The 26,958-nt window shown below is 66.2% G+C and carries 26 protein-coding genes and 1 pseudogene; 13 read left to right on the forward strand and 14 right to left on the reverse strand.

Translation table 11 applies throughout. The features are described from left to right. Together A5782_RS25180 and A5782_RS04520 are read left to right on the forward strand one after the other, a co-directional pair. Positions 1 to 159, forward strand: a pseudogene (locus tag A5782_RS25180) (beta-ketoacyl-ACP synthase); the annotation flags it as partial. 33 nt (positions 160 to 192) lie between these two features. Beyond that, a complete protein-coding gene (locus A5782_RS04520) occupies positions 193 to 1,614 on the forward strand; it encodes an acyl-CoA carboxylase subunit beta (protein ID WP_067095750.1) in 1,422 nt (473 codons plus the stop codon). Positions 1,615 to 1,646: 32 nt separating this feature from the next. Here A5782_RS04520 and A5782_RS04525 read toward each other — a convergent pair whose 3' ends face one another. The 3 genes from A5782_RS04525 to A5782_RS04535 form a co-directional block, all read right to left on the reverse strand. Beyond that, positions 1,647 to 3,194 carry an FAD-dependent monooxygenase gene (locus A5782_RS04525; protein ID WP_067095892.1) on the reverse strand — a complete coding sequence of 516 codons (1,548 nt, stop codon included), beginning with the start codon at positions 3,192 to 3,194 and terminating at the stop codon, positions 1,647 to 1,649. A gap of 131 nt (positions 3,195 to 3,325) precedes the next feature. Next, complete coding sequence (locus tag A5782_RS04530; protein ID WP_067095753.1) at positions 3,326 to 4,867, reverse strand: glycerol-3-phosphate dehydrogenase/oxidase; 1,542 nt, start codon at positions 4,865 to 4,867, stop codon at positions 3,326 to 3,328. After that, positions 4,864 to 5,433, reverse strand: a complete 570-nt coding sequence (locus tag A5782_RS04535; RefSeq protein WP_067095757.1) for a TetR/AcrR family transcriptional regulator — start codon at positions 5,431 to 5,433, stop codon at positions 4,864 to 4,866. Before A5782_RS04535 ends, A5782_RS04530 begins: the two co-directional genes overlap by 4 nt. Positions 5,434 to 5,480: 47 nt before the next feature. On the opposite strand from A5782_RS04535, the gene A5782_RS04540 reads away from it, so the two are divergent. Beyond that, positions 5,481 to 7,061, forward strand: coding sequence for an FAD-binding oxidoreductase (locus A5782_RS04540; protein ID WP_369815584.1), 1,581 nt, complete (start codon positions 5,481 to 5,483; stop codon positions 7,059 to 7,061). Then, positions 7,058 to 8,026 (forward strand): diacylglycerol kinase, encoded by a 969-nt coding sequence (locus A5782_RS04545; protein WP_067095763.1) that lies wholly within the window; start codon positions 7,058 to 7,060, stop codon positions 8,024 to 8,026. The genes A5782_RS04540 and A5782_RS04545 overlap by 4 nt, the downstream gene beginning before the upstream one ends. A gap of 71 nt (positions 8,027 to 8,097) precedes the next feature. On the opposite strand, the gene A5782_RS04550 is transcribed toward A5782_RS04545, so the two are convergent. From A5782_RS04550 to A5782_RS04560, 3 genes are all read right to left on the reverse strand, one after another. Beyond that, on the reverse strand, positions 8,098 to 8,610 hold the full coding sequence (locus A5782_RS04550; RefSeq protein ID WP_067095893.1) for a DUF3145 domain-containing protein: 513 nt from the start codon (positions 8,608 to 8,610) through the stop codon (positions 8,098 to 8,100). Between the two features lie 152 nt (positions 8,611 to 8,762). Then, positions 8,763 to 9,581, reverse strand: a complete 819-nt coding sequence (locus A5782_RS04555) for a serine hydrolase (protein WP_067095767.1) — start codon at positions 9,579 to 9,581, stop codon at positions 8,763 to 8,765. Next, on the reverse strand, positions 9,581 to 10,639 hold the full coding sequence (locus tag A5782_RS04560; protein ID WP_067095770.1) for a class I SAM-dependent methyltransferase: 1,059 nt from the start codon (positions 10,637 to 10,639) through the stop codon (positions 9,581 to 9,583). Before A5782_RS04560 ends, A5782_RS04555 begins: the two co-directional genes overlap by 1 nt. A 104-nt stretch (positions 10,640 to 10,743) precedes the next feature. Here A5782_RS04560 and A5782_RS04565 point away from each other — a divergent pair, with 104 nt between their 5' ends. The 4 genes from A5782_RS04565 to A5782_RS04580 all read left to right on the forward strand — a co-directional run bounded on the left by A5782_RS04565 (position 10,744) and on the right by A5782_RS04580 (position 14,152). Next, entirely contained in the window at positions 10,744 to 11,829 is a 1,086-nt protein-coding gene (locus A5782_RS04565; RefSeq protein WP_067095773.1) for an S-(hydroxymethyl)mycothiol dehydrogenase, read from the forward strand. Continuing rightward, positions 11,829 to 12,452 (forward strand): MBL fold metallo-hydrolase, encoded by a 624-nt coding sequence (locus tag A5782_RS04570; protein ID WP_067095775.1) that lies wholly within the window; start codon positions 11,829 to 11,831, stop codon positions 12,450 to 12,452. The genes A5782_RS04565 and A5782_RS04570 overlap by 1 nt, the downstream gene beginning before the upstream one ends. 47 nt (positions 12,453 to 12,499) lie before the next feature. Continuing rightward, positions 12,500 to 13,603, forward strand: coding sequence for an SAM-dependent methyltransferase (locus tag A5782_RS04575; protein ID WP_067095777.1), 1,104 nt, complete (start codon positions 12,500 to 12,502; stop codon positions 13,601 to 13,603). A 75-nt stretch (positions 13,604 to 13,678) separates the two neighbouring features. Next, positions 13,679 to 14,152 carry a hypothetical protein gene (locus A5782_RS04580; RefSeq protein WP_067095779.1) on the forward strand — a complete coding sequence of 158 codons (474 nt, stop codon included), beginning with the start codon at positions 13,679 to 13,681 and terminating at the stop codon, positions 14,150 to 14,152. 27 nt (positions 14,153 to 14,179) lie between these two features. Here A5782_RS04580 and A5782_RS04585 read toward each other — a convergent pair whose 3' ends face one another. Beyond that, on the reverse strand, positions 14,180 to 15,961 hold the full coding sequence (locus A5782_RS04585; RefSeq protein ID WP_067095782.1) for an Hsp70 family protein: 1,782 nt from the start codon (positions 15,959 to 15,961) through the stop codon (positions 14,180 to 14,182). 109 nt (positions 15,962 to 16,070) lie between these two features. Next, entirely contained in the window at positions 16,071 to 17,156 is a 1,086-nt protein-coding gene (locus tag A5782_RS04590; RefSeq protein WP_067095783.1) for a dihydrodipicolinate reductase, read from the reverse strand. A gap of 129 nt (positions 17,157 to 17,285) precedes the next feature. Here A5782_RS04590 and A5782_RS04595 point away from each other — a divergent pair, with 129 nt between their 5' ends. From A5782_RS04595 to A5782_RS04610, 4 genes are all read left to right on the forward strand, one after another. Next, positions 17,286 to 17,633: an MmpS family transport accessory protein gene (locus A5782_RS04595; RefSeq protein WP_197694102.1), complete on the forward strand. Its 348-nt coding sequence runs from the start codon at positions 17,286 to 17,288 to the stop codon at positions 17,631 to 17,633. A gap of 37 nt (positions 17,634 to 17,670) precedes the next feature. Then, positions 17,671 to 18,978 (forward strand): cytochrome P450, encoded by a 1,308-nt coding sequence (locus A5782_RS04600; protein ID WP_067095788.1) that lies wholly within the window; start codon positions 17,671 to 17,673, stop codon positions 18,976 to 18,978. A 96-nt stretch (positions 18,979 to 19,074) separates the two neighbouring features. Continuing rightward, complete coding sequence (locus A5782_RS04605; protein WP_067095791.1) at positions 19,075 to 19,617, forward strand: ester cyclase; 543 nt, start codon at positions 19,075 to 19,077, stop codon at positions 19,615 to 19,617. Between the two features lie 36 nt (positions 19,618 to 19,653). Beyond that, on the forward strand, positions 19,654 to 20,106 hold the full coding sequence (locus A5782_RS04610; protein WP_197694103.1) for a hypothetical protein: 453 nt from the start codon (positions 19,654 to 19,656) through the stop codon (positions 20,104 to 20,106). 3 nt (positions 20,107 to 20,109) lie between these two features. Here the strand turns inward: A5782_RS04610 and A5782_RS04615 are convergent, their stop codons facing one another. Continuing rightward, complete coding sequence (locus tag A5782_RS04615; protein ID WP_067095793.1) at positions 20,110 to 21,597, reverse strand: NAD(P)/FAD-dependent oxidoreductase; 1,488 nt, start codon at positions 21,595 to 21,597, stop codon at positions 20,110 to 20,112. 273 nt (positions 21,598 to 21,870) lie between these two features. Beyond that, positions 21,871 to 22,113: an acyl carrier protein gene (locus tag A5782_RS04620; protein ID WP_067095794.1), complete on the reverse strand. Its 243-nt coding sequence runs from the start codon at positions 22,111 to 22,113 to the stop codon at positions 21,871 to 21,873. A 234-nt stretch (positions 22,114 to 22,347) separates the two neighbouring features. Between A5782_RS04620 and A5782_RS04625 the strand changes: the two genes are divergently transcribed. Next, a complete protein-coding gene (locus A5782_RS04625; RefSeq protein WP_067095797.1) occupies positions 22,348 to 23,106 on the forward strand; it encodes a cutinase family protein in 759 nt (252 codons plus the stop codon). A 12-nt stretch (positions 23,107 to 23,118) separates the two neighbouring features. On the opposite strand, the gene A5782_RS04630 is transcribed toward A5782_RS04625, so the two are convergent. The 4 genes from A5782_RS04630 to A5782_RS04645 form a co-directional block, all read right to left on the reverse strand. Continuing rightward, entirely contained in the window at positions 23,119 to 24,000 is an 882-nt protein-coding gene (locus A5782_RS04630) for a sensor domain-containing protein (protein WP_197694104.1), read from the reverse strand. A gap of 124 nt (positions 24,001 to 24,124) precedes the next feature. Continuing rightward, complete coding sequence (locus A5782_RS04635) at positions 24,125 to 25,111, reverse strand: sensor domain-containing protein (protein ID WP_067095803.1); 987 nt, start codon at positions 25,109 to 25,111, stop codon at positions 24,125 to 24,127. Between the two features lie 4 nt (positions 25,112 to 25,115). Continuing rightward, positions 25,116 to 26,123, reverse strand: a complete 1,008-nt coding sequence (locus A5782_RS04640) for a sensor domain-containing protein (protein ID WP_067095806.1) — start codon at positions 26,121 to 26,123, stop codon at positions 25,116 to 25,118. Between the two features lie 3 nt (positions 26,124 to 26,126). Continuing rightward, a complete protein-coding gene (locus A5782_RS04645; RefSeq protein WP_197694105.1) occupies positions 26,127 to 26,954 on the reverse strand; it encodes a sensor domain-containing protein in 828 nt (275 codons plus the stop codon). Positions 26,955 to 26,958 lie beyond the last annotated feature (4 nt).

Genomic DNA, 26,958 nt, shown 5'->3' on the forward strand with positions numbered 1-26,958 from the left:
CAGGTGGTTCCGCCCACCCTCAATCTGGAAAACCTCGACCCCGAAATCGACCTGGACGTGGTGGCCGGCAAACCCCGTCCGGGCAACTACGAGTACGCGATCAACAACTCGTTCGGCTTCGGTGGGCACAACGTGTCCATCGCCTTCGGGCGGTACTAAACCGAGCAGCACCGGAATATCAGGAGACCTGGGATGACTATCACGGCCCCCGAGACGGTTGGCGAGTCGCTCGACCCTCGCGACCCGCTGTTGCGCTTGAGCAACTTCTTCGATGACGACAGTGTCGAGTTGCTGCACGAGCGTGACCGCTCAGGCGTGCTTGCCGCCGCGGGGACCGTGAACGGTGTGCGCACCATCGCGTTCTGCACCGACGGCACCGTGATGGGCGGTGCCATGGGCATCGAAGGCTGCACGCACATCGTCAACGCCTATGACACCGCCATCGAGGAGCAGAGCCCGATCGTGGGTATCTGGCACTCCGGCGGAGCCCGGCTGGCGGAGGGGGTGAAGGCGCTCCACGCCGTGGGTTTGGTCTTCGAGGCCATGATCCGGGCGTCCGGCTACATCCCGCAGATCTCGGTGGTCGTCGGCTTTGCGGCGGGCGGCGCCGCCTACGGACCGGCCCTGACCGACGTCATCGTGATGGCCCCGGACAGCCGGGTGTTCGTCACCGGGCCCGACGTGGTGCGCAGCGTCACCGGTGAGGACGTCGACATGTGCTCGCTCGGTGGTCCGGAAACGCACCACAAGAAGTCCGGGGTGTGCCACATCGTCGCCGACGACGAGCTCGACGCCTACGAGCGTGGTCGCCGGTTGGTCGGGTTGTTCTGCCAACAAGGGCATTTCGACCGCGACAAGGCCGAGGCCGGTGACACCGACATCCACGCGCTGCTGCCCGAGTCGGCGCGGCGGGCCTACGACGTGCGCCCGATCGTGACCGCGATCCTCGATGACGAGACGCCGTTCGACGAGTTCCAGGCCAACTGGGCGCCGTCGATGGTGATCGGTCTGGGCCGGCTTTCCGGCCGCACGGTCGGCGTGCTGGCCAACAACCCGTTGCGCCTGGGTGGTTGCCTGAACTCCGAAAGCGCCGAGAAGGCGGCACGTTTCGTACGCCTGTGCGACGCCTTTGGCATTCCGCTGGTGGTGATCGTCGACGTGCCCGGCTACCTGCCCGGCGTCGACCAGGAGTGGGGCGGTGTGGTGCGCCGCGGCGCCAAGCTGCTGCACGCGTTCGGCGAATGCACGGTTCCGCGTGTCACGCTCGTCACCCGAAAGACTTACGGCGGGGCCTACATCGCGATGAACTCCCGGTCGCTGAACGCGACCAAGGTGTACGCGTGGCCGGACGCCGAGGTGGCGGTGATGGGCGCCAAGGCCGCCGTCGGCATTCTGCACAAGAAGAAGCTGGCCGCCGCGCCGGACCACGAGCGCGAAGCGCTGCACGACCAGTTGGCGGCCGAGCACGAGCGGATCGCGGGCGGCGTGGACAGCGCCATCGAGATCGGCGTCGTCGACGAGAAGATCGACCCGTCGCACACCCGCAGCAAGCTCACCGAGGCGCTGGCCCAGGCGCCGGCGCGCCGCGGCCGCCACAAGAACATTCCGCTGTAAGTCGCGGCGCCGGCCACAAGCTTGTCGCGTGGTCAACCCACGCCGCGACCCAGGATCACCGAAAGCGCTTGTCGCAGTTCCCCTTCGGGGTCAGCGGATAGTTCCTCGGCACGCCATCCGACGAAATCGTCGGGTCGGACCAGCAGGGCCCCGTGCGGCGCGAGGCCGGTGACCGCCGCCCACTCGTCGCTGTAGAAGCGATGCGTCGCCAGCGACGCCGAAGCAGCTGCCGCACACCACCTCTCATCGCCGGACAGCACGGTGAACCGGGGTCCCAGCAGGTCGAGTGTCGAGACGCCCGCACGCACCCAGACGTGGGGCACCCGGGTACCGGGTTGGGCGCGCAATTCATCGACCAGGCCGCCCCCTCCCGCGTCACGTGTCACGATCGCCGCCGAGCTGTATCGGTATCCGATGAGCAGGGCGAACATCGAGCACTCTTCGCCGGCGGGCAGCTGCGGAGCGTCACCACCCGTCCGCAACAGGGATACCGTCGGCCCGGTGAGCGACTGGCGCGCGGCGAATCGGCCCACCGGATGCCTCTCGGCGTGGTAGGTCGAAAGTAAGTCCGGCGTGGCCGTGCCCTGCAGGACGGCGGCGAGTTTCCAGGCCAGGTTGTGCGCGCTCTGGATGGCGGTGTTGGCTCCCCCGGCCTTGAACGGCGGCATGGTGTGCGCCGAATCGCCGACGAGAAATGCTCGCCCACAATCGAATTGGTCGGCAACCCGCTCGTAGGGTTGCCACGCCGCAACCTCGATGATGTCGATGTCGATCTGCTCACCGATCGCCTTGGTGAGCAGATCGCGGCAGCGCTGCGGGGTGAATTGTTCGGCCGTCTCGCCTGCGCCGGGAAAGTAGGTGGTGATGAACATGCCGAGATCGCCCTCGGCGAGCAGAAAGATGCCGTCCACGTCGTCGTTTTTGACCTGCACACCATCGCCGTCGTGCAACTCCGGGATAAAGCGTCGCCATGGCGCCCGGAAGTAGACGAAGACGACATAGATCGGCAGTGCGCCGTAACCGGATGCGCTGACGCCCAGCGATTTACGGATCGGGCTGTGCACGCCGTCGGCGCCGACGAGATAGTCGGCGCGGACGGTGTCCGACTCCCCCGAGTCCGCGTTGTACACCACCGCGGTGACGCCGGTTTCGTCCATCTCGAACGAGGACAATTCCGTGCCGTAGCGCACCTCGTTGCCGCCTCGCCGCGCCGCGTCACGCAGGATCGGCTCGAGCCGGCTCTGCGGGCAGTACTGTGCCGCCGGCTCGGGGCTGAGCCCGGCCAGGCCGGCGAAGATCGCGTCTACGTCGAGCGCCGGCTCTTGCACGGCGCTGTTGAGCGTGGGCCTGACCACCAGAGCCGAGACGTGCTCGGCGACCGCCCGCACCTCGTCCCGAAGACCAAGGCCGCGCAGGATTTCCGAGCTGCGGAAACTCAGGTTGCGAGCCTTCGGGTACAGGAAGAATTCCCGTCGCTTCTCGACCAGGAGCGAACGGACGCCGTGTTGGGCCAGCAGCGCCGACATGGCAAGACCGCCGACGCCGGCCCCGACGATTAGTACCGGGACACGGATCGTCATCTCGTCTCCTCCCGCCACCATCTCATAAACTGACAGTCCCTGTCATTAAACACTAACTCTCAATACCGTCAAGGCGTCACGCTCGACAAAGCACGCCCCGGGCGGTGGCACGAAGACATCGGGCGGGCGCCCTAGCCAAAGCGCGCCAGGAACTCCTCGGCCACTGCAACGACCCGCTCCCGATCGCGGGCCACCAACCCGATCCGGGTCCGCCGATCCACGATGTCGGAGACATCCAGCGCGCCCTCATGGGTTATCGCGTATTCGAATTCCGCTCTGCTGACGTCGATCCCCTCCACGACCGGCTGGGTCGGTCGCTCGCAGGCCGCGGTAGTGACCACCTTGGGCGCCTCGGCGCCGTAGCGCTGCACCAGTGACACCGGCAGACCGGCGTCCGGCGCCGCGATCACCCCGGGATTGGCCGGCGCTCCGATCAGGGGCAGATTGCGGGTCCGGCATTTCGCGGCGCGCAGCCGCCGTGCCCGGACGGCACGATCCAGCACGTCCTGTGCCATGTAACGGTATTCGGTCAGCTTGCCGCCGATCACGCTGATCACCCCGGACGCCGATTCCACGACGGCGTGCTCGCGCGAGACGTCGGCGGTGCGACCCTCGCCGGTGTCGATCAGCGGCCGCAGCCCGGCGTAGGCGCCGATCACGTCGGTGGCGGTGAGCCCGGTCCCCAACGCGGTGTTCACCGTGTCGAGCAGGAAGGTGATCTCTTCCACCGACGGTTCGGGCACATCAGGAATGGGACCGGGAGCCGCTTCGTCGGTGAGCCCCAGATAAACCCGGCCCAGTTGTTCGGGCATGGCGAAGACGAAGCGGTTGAGCTCACCGGGAATCGGAATCGTCAGCGCCGCAGTCGGATTGCCGAACGTCTGGGCGTCGAAGACCAGATGCGTACCGCGACTGGGCCGCAACCGCAACGAGCCGTCGATCTCGCCCGCCCACACCCCGGCCGCGTTGATGACCGCTGCGGCCGGAAGGTCGAACGACTCCCCGCCGCGCATGTCGGTCAGCCGCACCGAGGTGCCGGTTGCCTGCGACGCCGACACATGGGTCAGGATTCGGGCGCCGTGCTGCGCGGCGGTGCGTGCGGCCGCGGTGACCAGTCGGGCGTCGTCGATCAATTGGCCGTCGTAGGCCAGGAAACCCCCGTCCAAGCCGTCACGTCGCACGGTGGGTGCCATCTCCACGACGCGCTGCACCGAAATCCGCCGCGAGCGGGGCAGTGTCGACGCCGGGGTACCGGCGAGGAACCGTAACGCGTCACCGGCCAGGAACCCACCGCGTACCAGGACGCGCGTGGCCGGACTCATCGACGGCAGCAGCGGCACCACCTGCGGCATCGCATGAACCAGGTGAGGGGCGTTGCGCGTCATCAAGATTCCGCGCTCGATGGCGCTGCGCCGGGCGATGCCCACGTTGCCGGTCGCCAGGTAGCGCAGCCCGCCGTGGACGAGTTTGGAACTCCAACGGCTGGTGCCGAAGGCCAAATCGTGTTTCTCCACCAGTGCCACCTGCAACCCACGCGCCGCGGCATCCAACGCGATGCCGGCACCGGTGATACCGCCGCCGATCACCACGACGTCCACTGGCTCACCGTCGGCGAGTGCCGTCAGGTCGGCGGCGCGGCGCGCGGCGTTCAGGGCGGTCGGGTCAGGTATCACGACAGATATCCGTTCAGCGAGTAGGCCAGTTCGGTGGCCAGCGCGTCGGCGTCGAGCATCGGTTCGACGATCCGCGCCGACTGGATGGTCGACTGGGCGATCAGTAGCACCATGGTCGCCATCTGGACCGGGTCGCCGAGCCGGACGCTGCCGTGCCGCTGAGCCGCCCGCAGCCGGGCAGCGAGGGCGTCGATCAACATGCGCTGGCTGGTCCCCAGGCGTTCGGTGATGTAGGTCGACGCGAGATCCGAGTGCAGCACCGACATCACCAGTCGGTCCGCGCGCAACAGGTTGGCCACCGTAACTATCTGGTGCACAAGCGATTCGCGATCCTGTCCGAACAAGGGTGCGTCGCGCATCACTTCGGTGATGTGCTGGGTCAGCAGCGCCGCCACGATCGACTGGGTGTCCGGCCACCGCCGGTACACCGTAGGCCTGCTGACCCTCGCGCGTCGGGCGATCTCGGCCAGGGTCACCCGGTCCACGCCGAAATCCACCACACAGCTGGCCGCGGCCGCGAGGATGCGTTCTCCCGTATCCAATTCCGTGTTACGGATTGACAACATATGTAATACTGTAACGCATGACGCATCCCCAGGGGCTTCTGCCGCCGATGAAATGGAACGCGTGGGGCGATCCCGCCGCGGCCAAGCCGCTCTCGGAGGGGATCCGGTCGTTGCTGCAGCAGGCCGTGGGCGTCGAGGGGTCCCGCACGGGTGAGCTGCAATCCGACCAGGTGAAGCTGCGTCCGTCGAAGTTGTCACAGTCCGAGCGGGAGGCACTGGCCGTCATCGTCGGCGCCGAGTACTGCCGCACCGCCGACACCGATCGGTTGCTGCACGCGGGCGGCAAATCCACCATCGACTTGCTCAACCGCACGCAGCGCGGTCCCCAGGATGCGCCCGACGTCGTGTTGCTGCCCGGCGATGACGACGCCGTCGCGGCCGTCCTGCGCTACTGCTCAGAACATCGCATCGCCGTCGTCCCCTTCGGCGGGGGCACCAGCGTGGTCGGTGGGCTCGATCCCGACCGTGCGGAGTTCTCCGCCGTCGTCTCGCTTGATCTACGCCGTTTCGATCAACTGATCTCGCTGGACGACGTGTCCGGCCAGGCCGTCTTCGGGGCGGGGGTCACCGGACCGGACGCCGAACACCTCCTTGGCGCACAAGGCTTTTCGCTCGGCCATTTTCCGCAGAGCTTTGAGTACGCCACCATCGGCGGTTACGCCGCGACCCGCTCCTCCGGGCAGGACTCGGCGGGCTACGGCCGGTTCAACGACATGGTGCGGGGGCTACGCGTGGTCACTCCGGTGGGCACCATGGATCTGGGTCGCGCACCGGAATCCGCCGCGGGCCCCGACCTGCGTCAGCTGTTGATCGGCTCGGAGGGCACCCTGGGCGTCATCACCCAGGTGCGGCTGCGCGTGCACCGCGCGCCGGAAGCCGTCCGCTACCAGGCGTGGTCGTTCCCCGATTTCGAGACCGGGGCCGCGGCTCTGCGCGTCGTCGCCCAAAATGCGACCGGCCCCACCGTCATTCGGCTTTCCGACGAGGCCGAGACCGGGGTCAACCTGGCCACCACCGAGGCGATAGGCGAATCCCAGATCACCGGCGGATGTCTGGCTGTCACCATGTTCGAAGGCACCAAGGAACACGTCGATCACCGGCACGCCGAAACCAGCGCACTGCTGGCGGCCCAAGGCGGAACCTCGCTGGGCGAAGGTCCGGCGCAGGCCTGGGAACGCGGCCGCTTCGGCGCACCGTACCTGCGCGATTCGCTGCTCGCGGCCGGCGCGCTGTGCGAAACGCTGGAGACCGCCACCGACTGGTCGAACATTCACGCACTGAAAGCCGCTGTCACCCAAGCCCTTACCGAGGCGCTCGCCGCAACCGGCACGCCGGCTCTGGTGATGTGCCACATCTCGCACGTCTACCCCACCGGCGCATCGTTGTACTTCACCGTCGTCGCCGGCCAACGGGGCAATCCGATCGAGCAATGGAAAGCCGCCAAAACGGCAGCGTCGGATGCCATCATGGCCACCGGCGGGACCATCACCCACCACCATGCGGTCGGCGTCGACCACCGGCCGTGGATGCGCGACGAGATAGGCGAGCTGGGAGTGCAGGTGTTACGCGCGGTCAAGACGACATTGGATCCGGCCGGAATTCTCAATCCCGGCAAGCTGATTCCGTGACAGCCGAGCTGCGCCGCCGAGAAATCGGCAAGGTGATCGCGCTGACCAACCCGGTGTCGGGGCACGGCGCCGCGGTACATGCCGCCCGGCTCGCGATCGCCCGCCTGCACCGCCGGGGTGTGGAGGTTGTCGAAATCATCGGCGATGACGCGCAAGACGCGCGACATCTGGTCGGCGCGGCTATGGAAAAGGGCACCGACGCTGTCATGGTGACCGGAGGCGACGGCGTCGTCTCCAATGCCCTGCAGGTGATGGCCGGCACCGACATTCCGCTGGGAGTGATTCCGGCCGGTACCGGCAACGACCACGCGCGCGAATTCGGCATCCCCACCAAGGACGCGGAGGCCGCCGCGGACATCGTCATCGACGGCTGCACGCAATCCATTGACCTGGGCCTGATCAGGGACAGCAACGGGAATGATAAGTGGTTCGGCACCGTGGCGGCCACCGGCTTCGACTCGCTGGTCACCGATCGCGCCAACCGGATGAGCTGGCCGCATGGGCGGCTGCGCTATTACGTCGCGATGCTCGCCGAATTGTCACAGCTGCGGCTCTTACCCTTCCGCATGGTGCTCGACGGCACCAATGTGATCGACGCCGATATCACGCTTGCCGCCTTCGGCAACACCCGCAGTTACGGCGGCGGGCTGCAGATCTGTCCCGACGCCGATTACACCGACGGCCTGCTCGACATCACCATGGTGCATGAGGCGTCCCGCACCAAACTGGTCCGCCTGTTCCCCACGGTGATGAAAGGGACCCACGTCAACCTCGACGAGGTGAGCACGGCGCGGGCCAAATCAATCCACGTCGAGTGCCCGGGTATCAACGTCTACGCCGACGGTGACTTCGCCTGCGCGCTACCGGCCGAGATATCGGTGGTGCCGGGCGCCCTGCAGATTCTGCGCCCGGCCCCAAACGATAAAGGCGGTCTCAAGATAAGTAGCGGGATTCGAATGCGATAGCGCATGTGCTAGCGCATTCCAAAGTCGCTTATTGCTTCCGGAGAGGCGGCGCGTGCGAGCCGCCGCTCGGGCTAACCGACTCCCTGGCTCAGCCAGGTCACCTCGCCGCAGTCGCCGCCGTCGCGATAGGCCTCGAGCGCCTCGTCCCAGGCCGTGCCCAGCACCGAGTCCAATTCCGCGGCCAGGGTGTCGGCGCCCTGGGCCATCATCGACCGCAGCCGCATCTCCCCGACCATGACGTCGCCATTGGCGCTCATCGCCCCGCTCCACAGGCCGAGTTGCGGGGTGTGGCTGAACCGATGGCCGTCGACGCCGGGGCTGGGGTCCTCGGTGACCTCGAACCGCAGCACGGACCAGGACCGCAACGCGTTGGCCAGTTTGGCGCCGGTGCCCACGGGCCCGACCCAGTTGGTGACCGCGCGCAGCTGTCCGGGCATCGCCGGCTGGGGCGTCCAGGTCAGATTTGCCTTGGCGCCCAGAGACGACGACAACGCCCACTCGACATGCGGGCAAACCGCCGCGGGCGAAGCGTGCACATACACCACGCCAGTCGTCACGTCGGCGAATTGATTCGACGCTCGCATTTCCTGCTCCTTCGGTTCCACCAGGGACGTCTTCCCCAACGACCTGCGGACCCGACAAAACAGGGCAGCGTGCTGAAATCTTCGATTATTTGTGTGTCCTGCGTGTCTATTGTGCCTTGTGATACCCATGTTGCGCTAGTGTGCATTTCCGACTAGCTGTAATCGGCTATCACGGCGTCAGAAATCGCCGGCCACGGCTGTAGCGCCCACTCCCCGAATTCGCGGTCCGTGAGGACCACCAGCGCCAGCTCTTTTTCGGGATCTGCCCAGATGAAGCCGCCCGCTTGGCCAAAATGGCCGTACGTTCGCGCGGAATTCCGCGCGCCCGTCCAGTGCGGAATTTTCGCATCCCGGAGCTCAAAACCCAGCCCCCAATCGTTGGGCCGCTGCACACCGTAACCGGGTAGAACGCCGTCCAGACCGGGAAACTGCACCGTCGTCGCCTCGGCGTGCAGGCCCTCCGAGACGGTCGCCGGTCGCAGCAAGTCCCCCGCGAATGCCGCCAAGTCGGCCACCGTCGACCTCGCCCCGAACCCGGCGGCCACCGCGCCACCGTCCAGGTGGGTCGCCGCCATGCCCAAGGGCTCGCACACCGCCTCGGTGAGATAGCGCGCGAACTCGATGCCGGTCTCGCGCTGCACGGTCTGGCCCAGCACGGTGAAGCCCTGGTTGGAGTAGATGCGGCGGGCACCGGGCGCGGCCAGCACCCGGTCGGAGTGCATCGACAGACCCGAGGTGTGGGCCAGCAGGTGGCGGATGGTGGCGCCGGGCGGGCCGGCGGCCGTGTCGAGGTCGACCGCCCCTTCCTCGATGGCGACCTGCACCGCCCGGGCCGCCAGCGGCTTGGTCACCGAGGCCAGCTCGAACACCCGCTCGGTGGCGCCGTGACTGGCCAGCACGCCGCCAGGCCCAACCACCGCGGCGGCGGCAGCCTGGACCGGCCAGCCGTCCAGGGCGTCGAGGGCCGCCATCACTTCCTGGCGATGTAGTAGTTGTTGATCGGGTCCGACTCGATCTCGGCCACGCGCACGTCACCGAACCCGGCATCGCCCAGCATCGAGACGGCCAGTTGCGTTCCCCAGGCGGTGCCCAGCCCGGCACCGTCCAGTGCCAGCGACACGGTCATGCAATGCATCAACGACGTCGTGTACAGGTAGGTGCTCATCGGAACCCCGACGTTCTCCTCGAGCCGGCTCGACGCCTTGATGTCCGCCATCAGCAGCACACCGCCGGGCCGCAACGCCCGGTAGATGTTCTCCAAAACCCGCGCCGGCTGAGCCTGATCGTGAATGGCGTCGAAGACGGTGATGACGTCGTAGGCGTCCGCCTTGTCCAAATCAGCAAGATTGTGGCTTTCGAAGGCGGCATTGGACAGACCTCGCTCGGCGGCTTCCCGAATCCCGGTGGCGATGGCCTGCTCGGAAAAGTCGATGCCCGTGAAGCGGCTGGCCGGAAACGCTTGTGCCATCACATTGATGGCGTGTCCGCTGCCGCAGCCGAAATCCGCCACCTCGGCTCCGGAGTGCAGCCGCTCCACGAGGCCGTCCACCAACGGCAACACCACGTCGACCAATGCGGTGTCGTACACCACGCCGCTCTGCTCGGCCATCAACGCGTGGAAGCGGGGGAACTCGCTGTATGGCAGCCCGCCGCCGGCGCGAAAGCACCCGATGATTTTTTGTTCGACTTCGGCGAGTACCGGAACGAGCAGGGTCACCAGGGCCAGATTGTCCGGTCCGGCCGCGCGGGTCAGCACGGCGGCGCGCTGCGCGGGCAACGAGTAGCTGGCGGTGTCGGGGTCGTATTCGACGACGCGTCCGGTCGTCATGCCGGCCAGCCACTCTCGCACGTAGCGTTCGTTGAGTCCGGCGGCCTCGGCGATCTGCTCACTGGTGGCGGGTGCCAGCCCCGCCATCGTGTCCAGCAGACCGGTCTGATGCCCGATGCTGAGCAACAGCGTCAGGCTGGCGCCGTCGATCGCCGCGGTGATTCTTTCGGTGAATTCTTCGGTGGTTTCCAAAGCCGTCACGCCCAGGGACGCTACACCCGGTCATCGGCATGCCGGTTGCCAACGGTGGATGGGTGGACAACCCGGCGAGGGATGTATGGCGGCGAACGCCTAGGTTGTAGCCCATGAGTCAGACAGTGCGCGGCGTGATTTCACGCAAGAAGGGCGAACCCGTCGAACTGGTGGACATCGTCGTACCGGATCCCGGGCCCGGGGAGGCTCTGGTCGACGTCATCGCCTGCGGGGTGTGCCACACCGACCTGACCTACCGCGAGGGCGGCATCAACGACGACTATCCCTTCCTGCTCGGCCACGAGGCCGCCGGCCGGGTCGAGGCCGTCGGCCCGGACGTGACCGCCGTTGCTCCGGGCGACTTCGTGGTGCTGAACTGGCGCGCGGTGTGCGGGCAATGCCGGGCCTGCAAGCGCGGCAGGCCGCATCTGTGCTTCGACACCTTCAACGCCACACAGAAAATGACGCTGACCGACGGCACCGAACTCACGCCCGCCCTGGGCATCGGGGCGTTTGCCGACAAGACGCTGGTGGCTGCCGGCCAATGCACCAAGGTCAATCCCGAGGCCGACCCCGCGGTCGCGGGCTTACTGGGCTGCGGGGTGATGGCCGGGCTGGGTGCGGCGATCAACACGGGCGGGGTCACCCGCGACGACACCGTCGCGGTAATCGGTTGTGGCGGTGTGGGGGACGCCGCGATCGCCGGTGCGGCGTTGGTCGGCGCCCGGCGGATCATCGCGGTCGACACCGACAACACCAAACTGGACTGGGCACGCAAGTTCGGCGCCACGCACACCGTCAATGCCCGCGAACTGGACGTGGTCAAGACCATTCAGGACCTGACCGACGGGTTCGGCGCCAACGTGGTGATCGACGCCGTGGGCCGGCCCGAAACGTACAAGCAGGCCTTCTACGCCCGCGACCTCGCCGGAACCGTTGTGCTGGTTGGTGTTCCGACCCCCGACATGCACCTGGACATGCCCCTGGTGGACTTTTTCAGCCACGGCGGGTCGTTGAAGTCGTCGTGGTACGGCGATTGCCTGCCCGAACGTGACTTCCCCACGTTGATCGACCTGTATCTGCAGGGGCGGCTTCCGCTGGAGCAGTTCGTCTCTGAGCGCATCGGGCTCACAGACGTGGAAGAGGCGTTCCACAGGATGCATCGCGGCGAGGTGCTGCGGTCGGTGGTGGTGCTCTGATGGCGGGCATCGAACGATTGGTCACCCACGGCACCTTCGAACTCGACGGCGGCAGTTGGGAAGTCGAAAACAACATCTGGATCGTCGGCGACGACTCCGACGTCGTGGTGTTCGACGCCGCGCACGCCGCGGAGCCGATCTTGCAGGCGGTGGGTAAGCGCAATGTGATCGCGGTGGTATGCACCCACGGCCACAACGACCACGTCACCGTGGCTCCCGAACTGGGCGCGGCCCTGGACGCACCGGTGTTGCTGCATCCAGGCGATGACGTGTTGTGGCGAATGACGCACCCGGACAAGGACTTCCGCATGATCGCCGACGGCGACACACTCGATGTGGCGGGCACCGAGCTGCTGGCGCTGCACACGCCGGGGCACTCCCCCGGATCGGTGTGCTGGTATGCCCCGGAACTTGGGGTGGTGTTCAGCGGGGACACCCTGTTCTCCGGCGGCCCGGGCGCGACCGGACGCTCCTATTCGGATTTCCCGACCATCCTGCAGTCGATTTCCGGTCGGCTCGGTACGTTGCCCGGCGACACCGTCGTGCATACCGGCCATGGCGACAGCACCACCATCGGCGACGAAATCGTGCACTACGAAGAGTGGGTGGCCCGCGGCCACTGATTGTCCGAGGCGGACTGATCACCGGCTCGGCCACTATCGTTTGATCCATGCCGCCTGAACCCCGGATGCCCGAATCGAGCATTGTGGTGCGGCCCGAGCCGTCCTACACCGAGGCGTCGCGGTTGCGGGCCGCCGGTTTGGCGCAGGCGATCGCGGTGTTCGAGCGGGCTGCCGAGCAGGTGGCGCTGCCCAGGCCTCCGCAGCCGATCGTCATCGCCGATTATGGCGTCGCCAACGGCCACAATTCGCTCAGGCCGCTGTCGGCGGCCATTGCGGTGCTGCGTCGGCGCACCCGCCACGACCACGCAATCCTGGTGGCGCACACCGATGTACCGGGCAACGACTTCGCGGCGCTGTTCGAGACGGTGGCCGACGACCCGGAAAGCTACCTGCACTCCGATACGGCGACATTCACCTCGGCGGTCGGCCGGTCGTTCTATGACCAGATTGTGCCGTCCAAGACGGTCAACCTGGGCTGGACGTCGTGGGCAACCCAGTGGCTGAGCCGAACACCCTGCGAGGTGCCCGATCACGTGCATGTCTCGCGCAGCAGGGACAACGCGGTGAAGTCGGCCTATGCCGACCAGGCCGCGCTGGACTGGCATAACTTCGTCGCGTTCCGCGGGCGGGAGTTGGCTCCCGAGGGCCGGCTGGTGGCGTTGATGCTCGGCGCGGATGAGGGCGCCGAAGACGACACGGCGGGCTTCGCCCCGTTGCTCGATGCCATCGTCGCGGCGCTGGGTGATCAGGTACGCGACGGTCTACTGCACTCAGATGAGGTGCGGCGCATGGCAATTCCGACGTTTGCCCGTGCCGAGAAGGATTTTCGTGCCCCGTTTGCGCCGAAGGGGCGGTTCGAAGGCCTGATGATCGAGCACCTGGAGATGTTCAACGCCGAGGATCGATTCTGGGCTCGTTACCAGTTGGATCACGACGCGGAGGCGTTCGGCGCGCAGTGGGCGGCCTTCGCGCGGTTCGCGCTGTTCCCCTCTCTGCTGGCTGCACTCGACGGCGGGATCCACGACGAGCGGGCCGCGCGATTCCTCGAGCAGCTGGAGTGCGCGCTCACCGAGCGTCTGTCGAGCGCACCGGAGCCGATGCGGATCCCGCAGGCCTTGGTCGTGCTGGTCAAGCGCGACGTATCCCGCTGATGAGAGTTTCAGCACAACGGCGCAGCGGGTAACCCCTTGCAATCGTCGAACCTGCGACTGCAAGGGGGTAGACGCATGAGCGTGCAGGACGATAAATCGGCTGATCAAGGCGAGGATAAATCGGCTGATCAAGACGATGATCAGCGGCTGACCGAGAAGCCAGAGCCGGGCGAGGATGCCAAAAAGAAGGCCGCCGAGATGATGGAGGCCTATAAGGAGAAGCCCACGATCGTGCTGCCCGGCACCGGCGGAAGCGTATCCGGTACCGCGGTCAACGAGTGGCTCGACGAGGACGGCAATCCCAAGCACGAGGAGCCCGAGGGCTCCGAGGAGGGCTCGGGTTCGGAGGATCAGGCAAAGGGCGATGACGCTGGCTCGAAGGCTCAGGCAAAGGGCGATGACGCGGGCGATGACGAGCGTGACGATGACAAGCGTGACGATGGCGCGCGTGACGAACAGGACCTGCAGGACCAGATCGAAAAGGACAAGGCTCTCAACGAGAAGCTCAAAGAGGCTGCCGCCGAGGAGAACAAGGGCGAAAAGGGTTGAGCTGAACCCGGATTCCGGATTCACGTCCTAGCGAGCGGGTATCGGAGCCAACGCGCTGATACCCAGGTTGCCCTCGATCTCCTGAATGATTTGGTTGACCCGGTCAAGCCCGGGGATGGGTCCGTTGACGCCTGGAATGGGCGGAATCGGCGGGGCCGCCACCCTAGGCGGAGCGGCCGGGCGCGCAGGCGCCGCCGGTGGGGCCGCCTGAGGAGTCGCCCGGGGCGTGGTGGTCATCGGCGTCTCGGTGTCGGCGGGCGGAGTGGTGTCGGAGGTCGACGGCACCGGAACGTCCGGTGGCGGCGGGGCGGGCTCGGCAGTTGCGCTGTTGGGAGCCGATGGCGGGACCGCCGGCGTCGTGCTCAAGGCCGGCGCCGGTGTGGTCGCCGATTTGTTCTGCGAGCTCAGTCCGATTGCCACGGCGGTGCCCACCAGCAGCACGGCCGCGGTGGTGATGATGAGCGCCGCCGCCGGCAGCAGGTGCCAGCGGGCAAACAGTCCCTTGCGCTTGGAGGTCTCCGGTGCGGCGTCGGCCGGCGTCGGTGGCGTTCCGGCGTCGGGCATCGGATATCCGGTCGCGCTGGCGGCGGTGACCCGCGAGTTGTGACCCGTGGCCGACCAGGCCCGTGCCAGCTCCGCGTTGGTCGGTTCGGCCGGCGGCGCCTGCGCGGTCGCGGGCGCTTCCGAGCGCGGATCCGGCCGCACCGACGCCCGAGCCGTGGCGGCAGCGGGTGCGGCGGGTGCCGAGAGCGTCGCACCGGCGTCACCGGGACCCTGGGCCACCCGCAGTGCGGCCCCGACCGCGGCCGTGAGTTGAGGGCGTGGCGTCGTAGCGACCGGAACCCGAAAATGCCGCGACAGCGCGGTGGTGACGGTCGGCAGGTTCGCCCCACCGCCCGTCGAGACCACCGCGACGAGATCACGGATTCCGTTGCACGCCAATGCATCGTCCAGCGCCGCAATCAGCCTGCTCAGCGACGGGCGGATGGCGTCGTCAAGTTCGTGTCGGGTGAGCCGCATTTCGCCGCGCGTCCCGGTCAGCCCGTCGCTCAGCGTGGCTGCCGTGCTCGAGGACAGCTGTTCCTTGGCGGCCCGGCATGCGCTGCGCAGCCGGCTCAGTGAGCCGATCGCCGCGCTGCCCGACGGGAACGCCCCGGTGGTCGGCATGTTGGCGATGACGACGCTCAGCAGCGCCTGATCCATGAGGTCGCCGGAGAAATCACGGTGCCGAACGGTCGGGGCCAACGCATGGTAGTCACCGTCGGTGTGCAGCAACGTGATGTTGGTGCCGCTGCCGCCGATATCGCAGACCGCCACGGTCCCGTTCGGCGGGATGCCCGGGTTGGCCCGCACGGACAGCAGCGTCGCGGCGGCGTCGGGGATCAGCAGGAGGGGGCGGGCGCGTTGCGACCATTCGGGGATTTCGCCCAGCGCGGCGCCGAGGGCCTCCACTGCGTGCGACTCCCAGTGGGCTGGATAGGTGACCGCGATGTTGTCGGGCAGGGCGCGTCCGGCGGTGGCGGTGTAGGCGAGGGCCCGCAGCCCGTCGGCGACCAATACCTCGCTGCGGTGCACCGAGCCGTCGACCGCGACGACCCCGCGCGGGTCGCCGACGCGGTTGACGAAGCCGGTGATCACCACGCCGGGCCCCTGCAGTCTGGGGTTCTCCGCGGGGACGCCGATCTCGGCGGGACGATCCGGATACAGGGTCAGAACGGGCTTGCGGGTGATGGCGTTGTCGGAGGTCACGGCCGCCAGGTTGGTGGCACCTATCGATAAGCCCAGCGCGGTCCCGACTCCATCGGCCATATCTGAAATCCCCGTATCCGCAGCTTCGACTCGCATTCGGCTAGCCGTTATTGTGCCGCTAAAAGCTGTATGGCGTGTCAGCGGCAGCTATGTGCCCGCTGTGCGCCGGTCACCGGATGCTGCCTGCTCCGGCGATGAGCGGAAGGTCGAGCGGGGTGACCCAGCCCGGCCGTAAGTCGTTGACCGCCGGAACGGCGTTGAGCGCCCGAAGGCCGGTCGCCAGGCATCCGGCCGCGGCCGCGTCGCGGCCCGAGCCGTCGGTGAATCGGAACGCTGTCTCCTGGAAGATGCTCGGGGTGCCCTCGATGTCCACGCGGTAGACGTCGTTGTCGTGACCGGTCGGCCAGTCCGGGGCGGCGTCCAGCCCGATCCGGTTGACGTGTTCGAGCTGAATGCGGGTCTGGCCCTGGTAGACACCGTTGATGGTGAACCGGACGGCGGCCACGTGCCCTGCTTTGATGACGCCCCTGGCGGAGTTGCGCTCCGTCGGGGTCACCCATTTGTCCCAGGTGGTGGTGATCTCGTCGAGCATGATGCCGGCGGCGTGCGCGATCATCGGGACGGTGGCGCCCCACGCGAAGATCAAGACGTCGCGGTTTTCCAGCATCGGGCTGAATTCGGGCTCGCGGCCAATGCCCATCTCGACTTCGTAGTCGCCTTCGTAATTGGTGTAGTCGAGCAGTTCGGAAGCCCGGACCCGGCGCACCTCGGAGCACAACCCCATCAACGTCATCGGGAAGAGGTCGTTGGCGAATCCGGGGTCGATGCCGGTGGTGAAGCAGGATGACTCCCCCAGCTCGCAGGCCTCGGTGATCGGCTGGATCCAGTTCGGCGGGTTGAGGTGCATGGTCGGCCAGACCCACGGGGTCATCGCCGTCGAGCACACGTCGATGCCGGCCCGCAGGAACCGGGTGATCAGCCCGATGTTCTCCTTGGCGTGCATCGCCGTCGGGCCGTAGTGCACCAACGCGTCAGGTTTCAGGGCGATCAGGGCGTCGACGTCGTCGGTGGCGGTGATGCCGACCGGCTCGGGCAGCCCGCAGATCTCGCCGACATCGCGTCCGACCTTGTCGGGGTTGCTCACGCCGACGCCCACCAACTCAAACAACGGATGCTTGACGATCTCGGCGATCACCATCTTGCCGACGAAGCCGGTTCCGTACACCACCACACGCTTTGAGCCGTGTTCCGCCATGCTTTGACGCCACCTTTCCGGTCACCAGCCCCCGCTCGGCTTCACATTAAGCGCGCGCGCAGGCGGCATCTAGCCCGGCATGGGCGAAAGAGCTTCCGTGCCGTCGCTCGTGGTGACACGATGCAATTCATGACGAAGCACCTCGCCGGACCTTCGGTCCTGTTGGCCGTCGGTTTCGGGTTCGCCAATGCGTGCGGCGTGGCCCACGCGCTACCCCAGATGCCGCAAGTCCGCTACGAGATCAACGGGCCCGCGGTCGCCGAGTTCATCTACTACCAAACCGACAACGGGCAGCTGCATCAGGTGAATGCGCCGCTGCCCTGGTCGACGGAGTTCACCGGTTATGGCGGGCAAGTGTTCACCGTCAGCGCGCAGGGGCCGGGCCCCATCTCCTGCAAGATTTTGCTCGACGGCAATGTGGTGAGCGCCGCGACGGCAACCGTGGGCGCACCCGCCCGAACCGTCTGCACACACTGACCCGGCACTCCGCTTTTTCACGACGAAGGAGGTCTAGGTGAGCCTCAAGACGGGTCCCAGGAAAGGCCTGGCGCCGCGGACTAACGGGACACCCCCGCCCGACATCCCGCTCGCAGACATCCACCTCGAGTCGCTGGACTTCTGGGAGTTGGACGACGACTTTCGCGACGGCGCGTTCGCCACCCTGCGCCGCGAGGCGCCGATCTCGTTCTGGTCCGCGATCGAGTACGAGGGGTTTGAACCGGGCGACGGCCATTGGGCGCTGACCAAACATGACGACGTGTTTTTCGCGAGCCGCCACCCGGACATCTTCAGCTCCAGCCCCAACATCACGATCAACGACAACACGCCGGAGATCAGCGAATACTTCGGCTCGATGATCGTGCTCGACGATCCGCGACACCAGCGGCTGCGCTCGATCGTCAGCCGCGCGTTCACCCCGAAAGTGGTGGCCCGCATCGAGGCCTCGGTCCGCGAGCGGGCCCGCCGATTGGTCGCATCGCTGATCGCCAAGCATCCCGACGGGGAGGCCGAGCTGGTCAGCGAGCTCGCCGGTCCGCTGCCCCTGCAGGTCATCTGCGACATGATGGGCATCCCCGAAGAGGACCATCAACGCATATTCCATTGGACCAACGTGATTCTCGGGTTCGGCGACCCGGACCTGGCCACGGATTTCGCCGAGTTCCTTCAGGTGTCGATGGACATCGGGGCCTATGCCAGCGCGCTGGCCGAGGACCGGCGGTCCAACCACCACGACGATCTGACCACCAGCCTGGTGGAAGCCGAGGTCGACGGGGAACGGCTGTCCTCCACGGAGATCGCGTCGTTCTTCATCCTGCTGGTGGTGGCCGGCAACGAGACGACGCGCAATGCGATCAGCCACGGTGTGTTGGCCCTGTCCCGCTATCCCGCCGAGCGGGAGAGGTGGTGGTCCAACTTCGACCGCCTCACCCCCACCGCCGTCGAGGAGATCGTGCGGTGGGCCTCCCCGGTGGTGTACATGCGGCGCACCTTGACCCGGGACTTCAAGCTCAGCGGCACCAAGATGAAGGCCGGCGACAAGGCCACGCTGTGGTACAACTCGGCCAACCGCGACGAGTCGACCTTCCAGGATCCCTGGGCTTTCGATGTGGCGCGCACCCCCAATCCGCACTTCGGCTTCGGCGGTGGCGGTGCCCATTTCTGCCTGGGCGCCAACCTGGCTCGTCGTGAGATCAGGGTCGTCTTCGACGAATTGCGCCGCGAGATACCCGACATCGTCGCGACGGACGAACCCGCGCGGCTGCTGTCTCAGTTCATCCACGGCATCAAAACCCTGCCGGTGGCCTGGACTCCGCCGCGGTAGTCGGTCGCACACCGAGTTCGCCTCTGTCCGAAGGCATACCGCCTTCTCGAATCCGCTAGCGCATGCGCTAGCGGATTCCAGGCTTACGCTGACCACGTGACCATTCCCGCGTTTCCCGCTGCTGAGGTGCTGGCCGCCCGCCAGAAACTCGTGCTCGACCACTTCCACGACGAGGTCCGCCAAGCCTGGGATGACGTCTTGTCGACCTTCCCGCATCCGCGCTACGAGCTGATCCCCCAGATGCTCGTGCACGACGGCGATGAAGCGGTGCGCGACTATTACGCCTACACGCGGACCGCATTCCCCGACCAGGACCACGAAATCATCGCGCTGCGCCACAGCGCCGACGCGGTGATCGTCGAATTCTGGCTGATGGGCACGCACCGCGGTTACCTGGGCAAGGTCCCGCCCACGGGCAGCCGGTTCCGGGTCCGCATGAGCGCGTACTTCGTTTTCGACGACACGGAAACGCTTGTCTGCGAACGCATTTACTTCGACACGCTGACCATGATCAAGCAGCTTTTGGGCGGGCTGGACATGAAGAAGCCGGCGAACTGGTGGCTGGCCGCGCGCTGCCTGCGCGGATTCCTGTCGATGTCGTCGGACAAACCCGACCCGGCGCTGACCGACACCCCCTAAACTCCACCGCTAGGGGACGGAGCAAGGGAGGCTACGGTGCGGGTTTCAAGCCTTCAGACGATCTGCGGCCTGACCGCTGTGGCCATGTTGGGTTCCTGCGCGATGGCCACCGCCGCCCCATTGCAGCAGGGCTCGCACACCGAAAAGTGGATCGACCTGCAGGCCGGTGAATGCGTGGCCGACCTGCCACCGGCCGACGGGAGTCGCGTCGACGTCACCGTAGTCGATTGTGCGACAGCGCATTTAGCCGAGGTGTATCTGCGCGCTCCGATGGCCGTCGACGCCGCCATCGCCACCGTCGCCAACCGCGATTGCGCCGCCGGTTTCGCCCCGTACACCGGGCAACCCATTGACGGCGGCCGGTTTTCGATCACCTACCTCGTCGACTCGAATCAAGACCGCACCGGCGCCACCCCGACCCCGAGCACCGTCATCTGCCTGTTGCAGTCCGCCAACGGACAACCGTTGACCGGATCCGCACACCATTGAGCGCTAGGCGATCACGTAGTCGCTGAACGGGAACGTCGCGGCTTCCCGCACCGAGTTCAGCGTCGACGTCGGCCGCAGCAACGACGCCTCGCCGCTGGGGCTGAAGTAGTACGAGCGCGACGTGGCGCAGTTGCCGGAGTAGAACACCGAGCTGTCCAGCCGCTTGGTCATCCGCTCCATGAACCGGTCGTTGGCCTCTTCAGTCACCTCAAAGGTCGTCGCACCGCGGCGCTTGACCTCGCCGAGCAGTCGGCCTATGTGGCGCATCTGGTATTCGATGGTGTGGAAGAAGGACAGTCCGGAGAAGGCGAACGGGCTGGCCAGGCTCAAGTAATTGGGGAAGTACGGCATGGACAAGCCCTGGTAGGCCTGGAACCTGGTCTCCCGCCACCACTTGCCCAGGTTTCGCCCCTTGCGGCCAACCACCTCGATGGCCGGGAAGTTGGCCTCCCACAGGTCAAAGCCGGTCGCCAACACCAGGGTGTCGATGACGGTTTTACGCCCGTCGACGGTGACGATGCCGTCCGCCTCGATCCGCGCGATCGAGTTGGTCTCCAAACGCACGTGCGGCGCGCTGAAAACGCGGTAGAAGCTGTTGGAAAAGGTCGGCCGCTTGCAGCCCAGGTCGTAGTCCGGCGTCAACCTGGCGCGCAGTTCCTTGTCCCGGATCCACCGGAATCGGTTGATCTTGGCCAGGTCGGAGGCGGAAATGTTCCCCCGCCCCCGCGACTGCCGAAAATGCAGCGCCATGACGACCATGATGATCTCGAGGAGGACATCGCTCACCCACCGCAAGGCCCGCTGCGCTGCCGGCACCCGCGCGAACAGGCGTCGCATCGACGGTGAGATCGGGAAATCGAACTTGGGAATCACGTGGGTCGCGGTGCGCTGATAGACGGTCAGCTCGGCGGCCTCTTTGGCCAGCTCCGGAATGACCTGCACCGCGGACGCGCCGGTCCCGATGACCGCGATGCGCCGCCCGTCGTAGCGGTAGTCGTGGTCCCACGCGGTGGTGTGGACCACCTTGCCTTCGAAGCTCGCGACGCCCGGGATATCCGGCATGCGCGGCTGAGACAGGAATCCGGTAGCCGTGATCAGGAAGCGGGTCGTCAGCGTTTCGCCGCCGCCCAGCGCCACTCGCCAAACCTCCGCGTCCTCGTCCCACTGGGCGCCTTCCACGGTCGTGTTGAACCGCATGTGGCGGCGCACGTCGTACTTGTCGGCGACGTCCGTGGCGTATTGCTTGACCTCGGCGCCCGGCGCGAACAGCCGTGACCAGTCCGGCTTGGGTTCGAACCAGTACGAATACGTGGTGGAGGGGATGTCGACGGCGATGCCTGGGTAGTGGTTGACATGCCAAGTGCCGCCCAAGTCGTCCTCGCGGTCGACGATGATGAAGTTGTCAAACCCGAGGCGCTTGAGCGCAATAGCGGCGCCGATGCCGCCGAAACCCGCACCTACGATGATGGCGTCGAAACGGTCCGTGTTCACAGCCTTGCTCCGTGCTACCTGTTCTCGTACTTAACGAATAATAAGCTTTCCCTAAGATACGCAACTCTAATAGTGTACGACGACAGGCGCATCCGAGCTTTGCCAGTATGTGACCTTGCCGACACCCATGTGGGACTCGGCAATCGGTCGCTCCCGACCGGTGGCCTGGCCGTTAGCTGCGCAAATCCCCGCTCGGCCGCCGGGCGCCTGCCCGCGGGCGCTGGCGGAGCGGTTGTAGTAGCTCCGAGCAAAACTCTGGCAGCTACCGGATTCTTAATTTGTCGCCGGTCCGGCCGTCGACGTTCCTTGCAGCTGACCCAGGAACTCGTGGCATCGCCGCGCGCGCTCGGAGTCCTGAGCCATCACGTCGCTGAAGAAGGACGCGACGTCGTCCAAGCCGGCGTTCTTCGCGTCGCGCACGTACTGGCCGTAATCGTGCCCCGCCTTCAGCGAGTGATACTGAATGGAAATAAGATCGAAAGTCACGTCGTCGAAACCCGTTTCACCCGTTGCCATGTCGCCACCTTTCGGACAGTGAGTGCGAAATCCGGTACTCGCGGAGTCCGGCTACCCCGAATGGACAACACCAAACGACGGCTTAAAGTGTTTTTGTAGGCAACCCGACTGCGCAATGGCGGCCTCGGTCCGATGGTGGCGACGCTGCCGCTGTCCACCGCCTGTCGCTGCGCCCCGGTATACAGGAAAACATCACGAAATGGTTGGCAACTTGACAGTTTGGGAGGGGCTTGCATGGGCACTTTGGACGCCATGATCGCACGTCACATTGTTCGTTCCCTTGGTCCAGCAGTAGTCATCGCAGCGTCGGGCGTGGCCGCTTCGGCCCTGACTACATCAGTCATTCCCTCGGCCTCGGCCCAGTGTCCGGACGTGCAGGTGGTCTTCGCCCGCGGCACCGGTGAAGCCCCGGGCGTGGGCCCCACCGGTCAGGCCTTCGTCGACGCGCTGCACCAACGCGTCGGCGGACGCTCGTTCGACGTCTACCCGGTCAACTACCCCGCCAGCGACCAATGGGACACCGGCATCGAGGGCATCAGAGATGCGGGCGCACACATCAATTCAATGGCCCAGGACTGCCCCAACACCAAGATGGTGCTCGGGGGGTACTCCCAAGGCGCGGCCGTGATGGGCTTTGTCACCTCCGCCTCGGTTCCTGACGGCGTCGACCCCAACACCGTCCCCAAACCGTTGGCCCCCGAGGTTGCCAACCATGTCTCGTCGGTGGTGCTCTTCGGCATGCCCAACGTGCGGGCCATGAACTTCCTCGGCGAACCGCCGGTGGTCATCGGCCCGCAGTACCAGGACAAAACCGTCAAGGTCTGCGCCACCGAGGACCCGGTCTGCTCTGACGGTCTCAACTTCGCGGCACACAACACCTACGCCGACGACGGCGCGATGATCGACAAGGGAGTCGCCTTCGCATCCAGCCATCTCGGTCTTGGTGGGGCGGCTCCGGTCGCGGCGCCTGTGGGCGGGGGATTCGGCAGCTGAGCAACCGCTCGGCTAGCCGGGGATCCTGCCCAGAATCAGCTTTGTGGTGGTAAGGGCGGCTTGCTGACTGCGGTCGGCGCTGTCATTGGAGCAGGTGCCCACCTGGACAACCACATTGGCTTTGGCAGCGACGCCCTGGTTACAGAACATGCGTATCGGCGTTTGCGGCGTGTGCTCCATGGTCGTGATGCCATCACCCGCGTCGACGGGCGGCTCCATGGGCACTGGGTACGTCGCTCCATTTGGCCAGGTCGCGTTCATGGTTGAGCCACCGCATTGACGGAAAATGGACAAGAGCTTGGTCAGCTGCGACTGGGCTGCCGGTGCGTCGCGAAATGTCGCCACCGTTTGGCCAAGAACCCACTGGTGGTAGACGTCGTGGTTGTCGGAAAAGTCGGATCCGGCGAAGCCCACGACGGCCGGAACGTCGTAGGCCTCCGGGGCGCCTGGCTCCATGATGGCCCAGCAATCGGGACGGTCGATGCGGCCACGATGCGGGTCGGGCTCCGGCTGGTGGGCTACCGGACCCGCCTTCAGGGCCGGATCACCGGTGATGTTTTTGACATCCTCGAGGTTGGCTAACAGCCCGTCGAGATCGGCCGGCGCGACGGTGGGTGGTGGAGGCGGCGTTGTGGTGAGCGTCGTCGTGATGGTGGTGCGGGTTGTGGTCGTGTTAGTCGCGGGTGCTGCGACCTGGGCCGTCTCGGGAAGCGTTGCCCGGACGATCAGCGCGACCACCGCCGCGGTGATGAACACATACGACAGCGTCACCCCGACCAAAGCGCGGTCGCGACCACGCTGCCCGGTACGGCGAATCTGCGCTAATCCCAAGTGCCCCAGGATCAATCCCGCCGGGGCGAAGACGAACGCGAACACCACCGACAACGTCGCCAATACATTGGCCTCATCACGCCGCGGGCGTGTGGGTGGCGGCTGGTGTTGTGGTTGGGAGCCTGGAGGGCCCCCACCGAACGGGTTCGGCTGAAACGAGCTGGGGCCAAACGGATTTACCATCTGCCTAGCCTGGGATCCTGTTGAGAACGAAGTTGACGATCGCCAGGGCGGTTTGTCTAGGCCTGTCGGCGCCGGACGTTGACCACGCGCCAACGTCGATGACCACGTTGGCTTTGGTGGCGATCGCCCGAACGCCGAAGTCGGGTGTTGGAAAGTTGGTCACGGTTTCTATGGTCGTGATGCCGATGCCCGCATCAGAAGGCGCCTTTATGGTGACCGGGTAAGTTCGCCCGTCAGGCCAGGTCTCGTTGAGGGTTGAATCCGCGCATTGACGCCAGCTTGCCTGCAACTTCCCAAGCTGCCCATGGGCCGCCGGCGTATCGCGAAAGCTTGACACACCTTCACCGACGTCCCAGACGTTGTGAGGATCCCTAGTGTCAAAGAATGCCGACTCCGAGTAGCCAACGACGGCCGCGACGTCATACGCCTCAGGGGCGGATTCTTCCATGACGGCTAGACATTCGCTGCGGTCCAAGATGGGCCTGGCGGGATCCGCCGTGGGCCGGTGGTAGGTCGCATGAACGGTCAATCCGTCATCGGCAGTGAAGTTTTTGACGTCGTCGAGCGTAGCCAGCAGGCCATCCATAGCGCTGGGAGCCACGGAGGGCGGCGGGGGCGGCGGTTTTGCGGTAGTGCGCGTGGTCGATGTTGCAGGTGCGGCGGTCTGAATTGAAGTCGTATCAGGCATGACCGCCGCCACGATCAGCGCGACGACCAATGCGGTGATGAACACATACGAAAGCGTCACCCCGACCAAAGCCCGATCGCGACCGCGCTCACCGGTGTGACGAATTTGCGCTAATCCCAAGTGCCCCAGGATCAATCCGGCCGGGGCGAAGACGAACGCGAACACCACCGACAACGTCGCCAACACATTGGCCTCGTCACGCGGCGCGGCAGCTGGTGGTTGCGGTATTGGATGCGGTCCGGACGGACCACCACCGAAAGGATTCGGCTGAAACGGGCTGGGGCCGCCAAAAGGGTTAGTCATCGGCTCAACTCGGGATCTTTCCCAGAATATAGTTGGCGATGTCCAGGGCGGCCTGTTGGCCACGGTCGGTGTCCACCAGCACCACGTTGATGTCAACGAGCACATTGTTTTTCGCGACGATCGCACGATCGTTGCGCGACCGCAGCACCGGGCCCTGCGCGGTCAACACCATGGCGGTGATGCCGTTGCCGGCATCGGAGGGAACACCCATCGACACCGCGACCGGTGGCGACTGCTTACCCGGGGGCGCAAGGATGTTCATCGTCGACCCGCCACATTTGCGCCATATCGACAACAGATTCGCCAACTGCCGTTGCGCGGCGGGCGGGTCACGGAAGGCCATGAGCACCTGCCCGGCTTCCTTGAGGGCGGGTATGTCGTGGTCGTCGATCAGGACCAACCCGTAGTAACCGACGAGGGCCTGCGTATCGGTATTGGGAGCGCCGCCGCCCATGACCGGCCAGCATTCGGGGCGGTCCACCGAGGCGCTGTCGGAATCCGGGCCGGGCTTGAAAGTCGGCGGCAGGGCAACCAGATTGGGGTCCGCCATGAACCTTTTGACGTCATCGATAGTTGGCAACAACCCGGGTAGGCCCGTCGGCGTGACCATGGGCGCGGTCGGCGCTGAGGTGGCGCCGGTCGAGAGTGGCGCACTGGTTCGTGACGCTGTCCGAGATGAGCTGCCGTCCGGCTGCGTCGCCCACGCCACCACGGCCACCACGGCCACCGTGATAACCGCATACGAGAGCATCAAACCCACGATCGCGCGGTCGCGGCCCCGTTCGCCGGAGCGGCGTATCTGCGCCAGGCCCAGATGTCCCAGCACCGCCCCCGCGGGCGCGAAGACGAATGCGAACACCACCGAAAGCGTCGCGAAAACATTCGTGCGCGGTTGCTGTGGTGGCGGCGCGGTGTAAACCGGCGGCCCCGGCGGCATTCCGCCGAACGGAGCACCGCCATACGGATTACCACCGAATGGATTGGGCCCGAACGGCTCCTGCGGATTGGTCATGACTCAGCCCGGAATCTTGTTGAGAATCTGGTTGGCGACGTCCACCGCGGTCCGCCGCGCGCGGTCCACGCCGTTGCCGGTGTAAGACACCAACAAGTCGATGACGACGTTGGCTTTGGCGGCGATCGCGTGCACGTTCAGCTCGTTTTCGGTTGCCATTTCCACGGTGCTGATCCCGGTCCCGACATCGATTGGCCCGCTCACCAAAAGGGTGAAAGGCTCTTTGTTCGGCTGAGTGTCTTTCACCGAAGCTCCGTTACATTGACGCCAAACTGACAGAAACTTTGTCAGTTGCTTTTGCGCTGCGGCCTCGTCCTGGAATGCTCCTACGCCAGGGGCGACCGAGATCGCATTAAATGCATCGCCCATGCTGACATACGTCGGCATGTAGAAACCCAGGAGCGCTGTACTTGGGTAGAGATCCGGCACACCGACATCGAGGGCTCCGCGGCACTCAGCCCGGTCAAGGGTCTCATCGCCAAGCTGCGGCTTATGCAGTACGCCCCCTAGCACCAGGGTTTGATCACCGGTAATAGATTTGACGTCATTAAGACTGGGCATCAGCCCAGGCACGTCGGACGGTGCCACCGTGGCCGGCGGCGGTGGCGCGCTCGGCGCGGCATTGTGGACGGGCGTGCTGTCGGGCCGGGCGACCCACACCACCAAAACGCCCACCAGGACAATGATCACCGCATACGACAGCACGGTCCCGACCAGAGCACGGTCGCGGCCGCGCTGGCCGGTGCGCCGGATCTGCCGAAGCCCCAGGTGCCCCAGAACCGCCCCGACGGGAGCGAACACGAACGCAAACACCACCGACAACGTCGCCAAGGCG

The organism is Mycobacterium sp. 852002-40037_SCH5390672 (assembly GCF_001665875.1).
Classification (GTDB): domain Bacteria; phylum Actinomycetota; class Actinomycetes; order Mycobacteriales; family Mycobacteriaceae; genus Mycobacterium.

What these genes read in the sequence shown, in the direction of transcription:
- A5782_RS04520 (WP_067095750.1), top strand. Translation starts at nt 193, where the DNA reads ATGACTATCACGGCCCCCGAGACGGTTGGCGAGTCGCTCGACCCTCGC.
- A5782_RS04525 (WP_067095892.1), bottom strand. Translation starts at nt 3,194, where the DNA reads ATGACGATCCGTGTCCCGGTACTAATCGTCGGGGCCGGCGTCGGCGGT.
- A5782_RS04535 (WP_067095757.1), bottom strand. Translation starts at nt 5,433, where the DNA reads ATGTTGTCAATCCGTAACACGGAATTGGATACGGGAGAACGCATCCTC.
- A5782_RS04540 (WP_369815584.1), top strand. Translation starts at nt 5,481, where the DNA reads ATGAAATGGAACGCGTGGGGCGATCCCGCCGCGGCCAAGCCGCTCTCG.
- A5782_RS04550 (WP_067095893.1), bottom strand. Translation starts at nt 8,610, where the DNA reads ATGCGAGCGTCGAATCAATTCGCCGACGTGACGACTGGCGTGGTGTAT.
- A5782_RS04555 (WP_067095767.1), bottom strand. Translation starts at nt 9,581, where the DNA reads ATGGCGGCCCTCGACGCCCTGGACGGCTGGCCGGTCCAGGCTGCCGCC.
- A5782_RS04565 (WP_067095773.1), top strand. Translation starts at nt 10,744, where the DNA reads ATGAGTCAGACAGTGCGCGGCGTGATTTCACGCAAGAAGGGCGAACCC.
- A5782_RS04570 (WP_067095775.1), top strand. Translation starts at nt 11,829, where the DNA reads ATGGCGGGCATCGAACGATTGGTCACCCACGGCACCTTCGAACTCGAC.
- A5782_RS04575 (WP_067095777.1), top strand. Translation starts at nt 12,500, where the DNA reads ATGCCGCCTGAACCCCGGATGCCCGAATCGAGCATTGTGGTGCGGCCC.
- A5782_RS04580 (WP_067095779.1), top strand. Translation starts at nt 13,679, where the DNA reads ATGAGCGTGCAGGACGATAAATCGGCTGATCAAGGCGAGGATAAATCG.
- A5782_RS04585 (WP_067095782.1), bottom strand. Translation starts at nt 15,961, where the DNA reads ATGGCCGATGGAGTCGGGACCGCGCTGGGCTTATCGATAGGTGCCACC.
- A5782_RS04590 (WP_067095783.1), bottom strand. Translation starts at nt 17,156, where the DNA reads ATGGCGGAACACGGCTCAAAGCGTGTGGTGGTGTACGGAACCGGCTTC.
- A5782_RS04595 (WP_197694102.1), top strand. Translation starts at nt 17,286, where the DNA reads ATGACGAAGCACCTCGCCGGACCTTCGGTCCTGTTGGCCGTCGGTTTC.
- A5782_RS04620 (WP_067095794.1), bottom strand. Translation starts at nt 22,113, where the DNA reads ATGGCAACGGGTGAAACGGGTTTCGACGACGTGACTTTCGATCTTATT.
- A5782_RS04625 (WP_067095797.1), top strand. Translation starts at nt 22,348, where the DNA reads ATGGGCACTTTGGACGCCATGATCGCACGTCACATTGTTCGTTCCCTT.
- A5782_RS04635 (WP_067095803.1), bottom strand. Translation starts at nt 25,111, where the DNA reads ATGACTAACCCTTTTGGCGGCCCCAGCCCGTTTCAGCCGAATCCTTTC.
- A5782_RS04640 (WP_067095806.1), bottom strand. Translation starts at nt 26,123, where the DNA reads ATGACCAATCCGCAGGAGCCGTTCGGGCCCAATCCATTCGGTGGTAAT.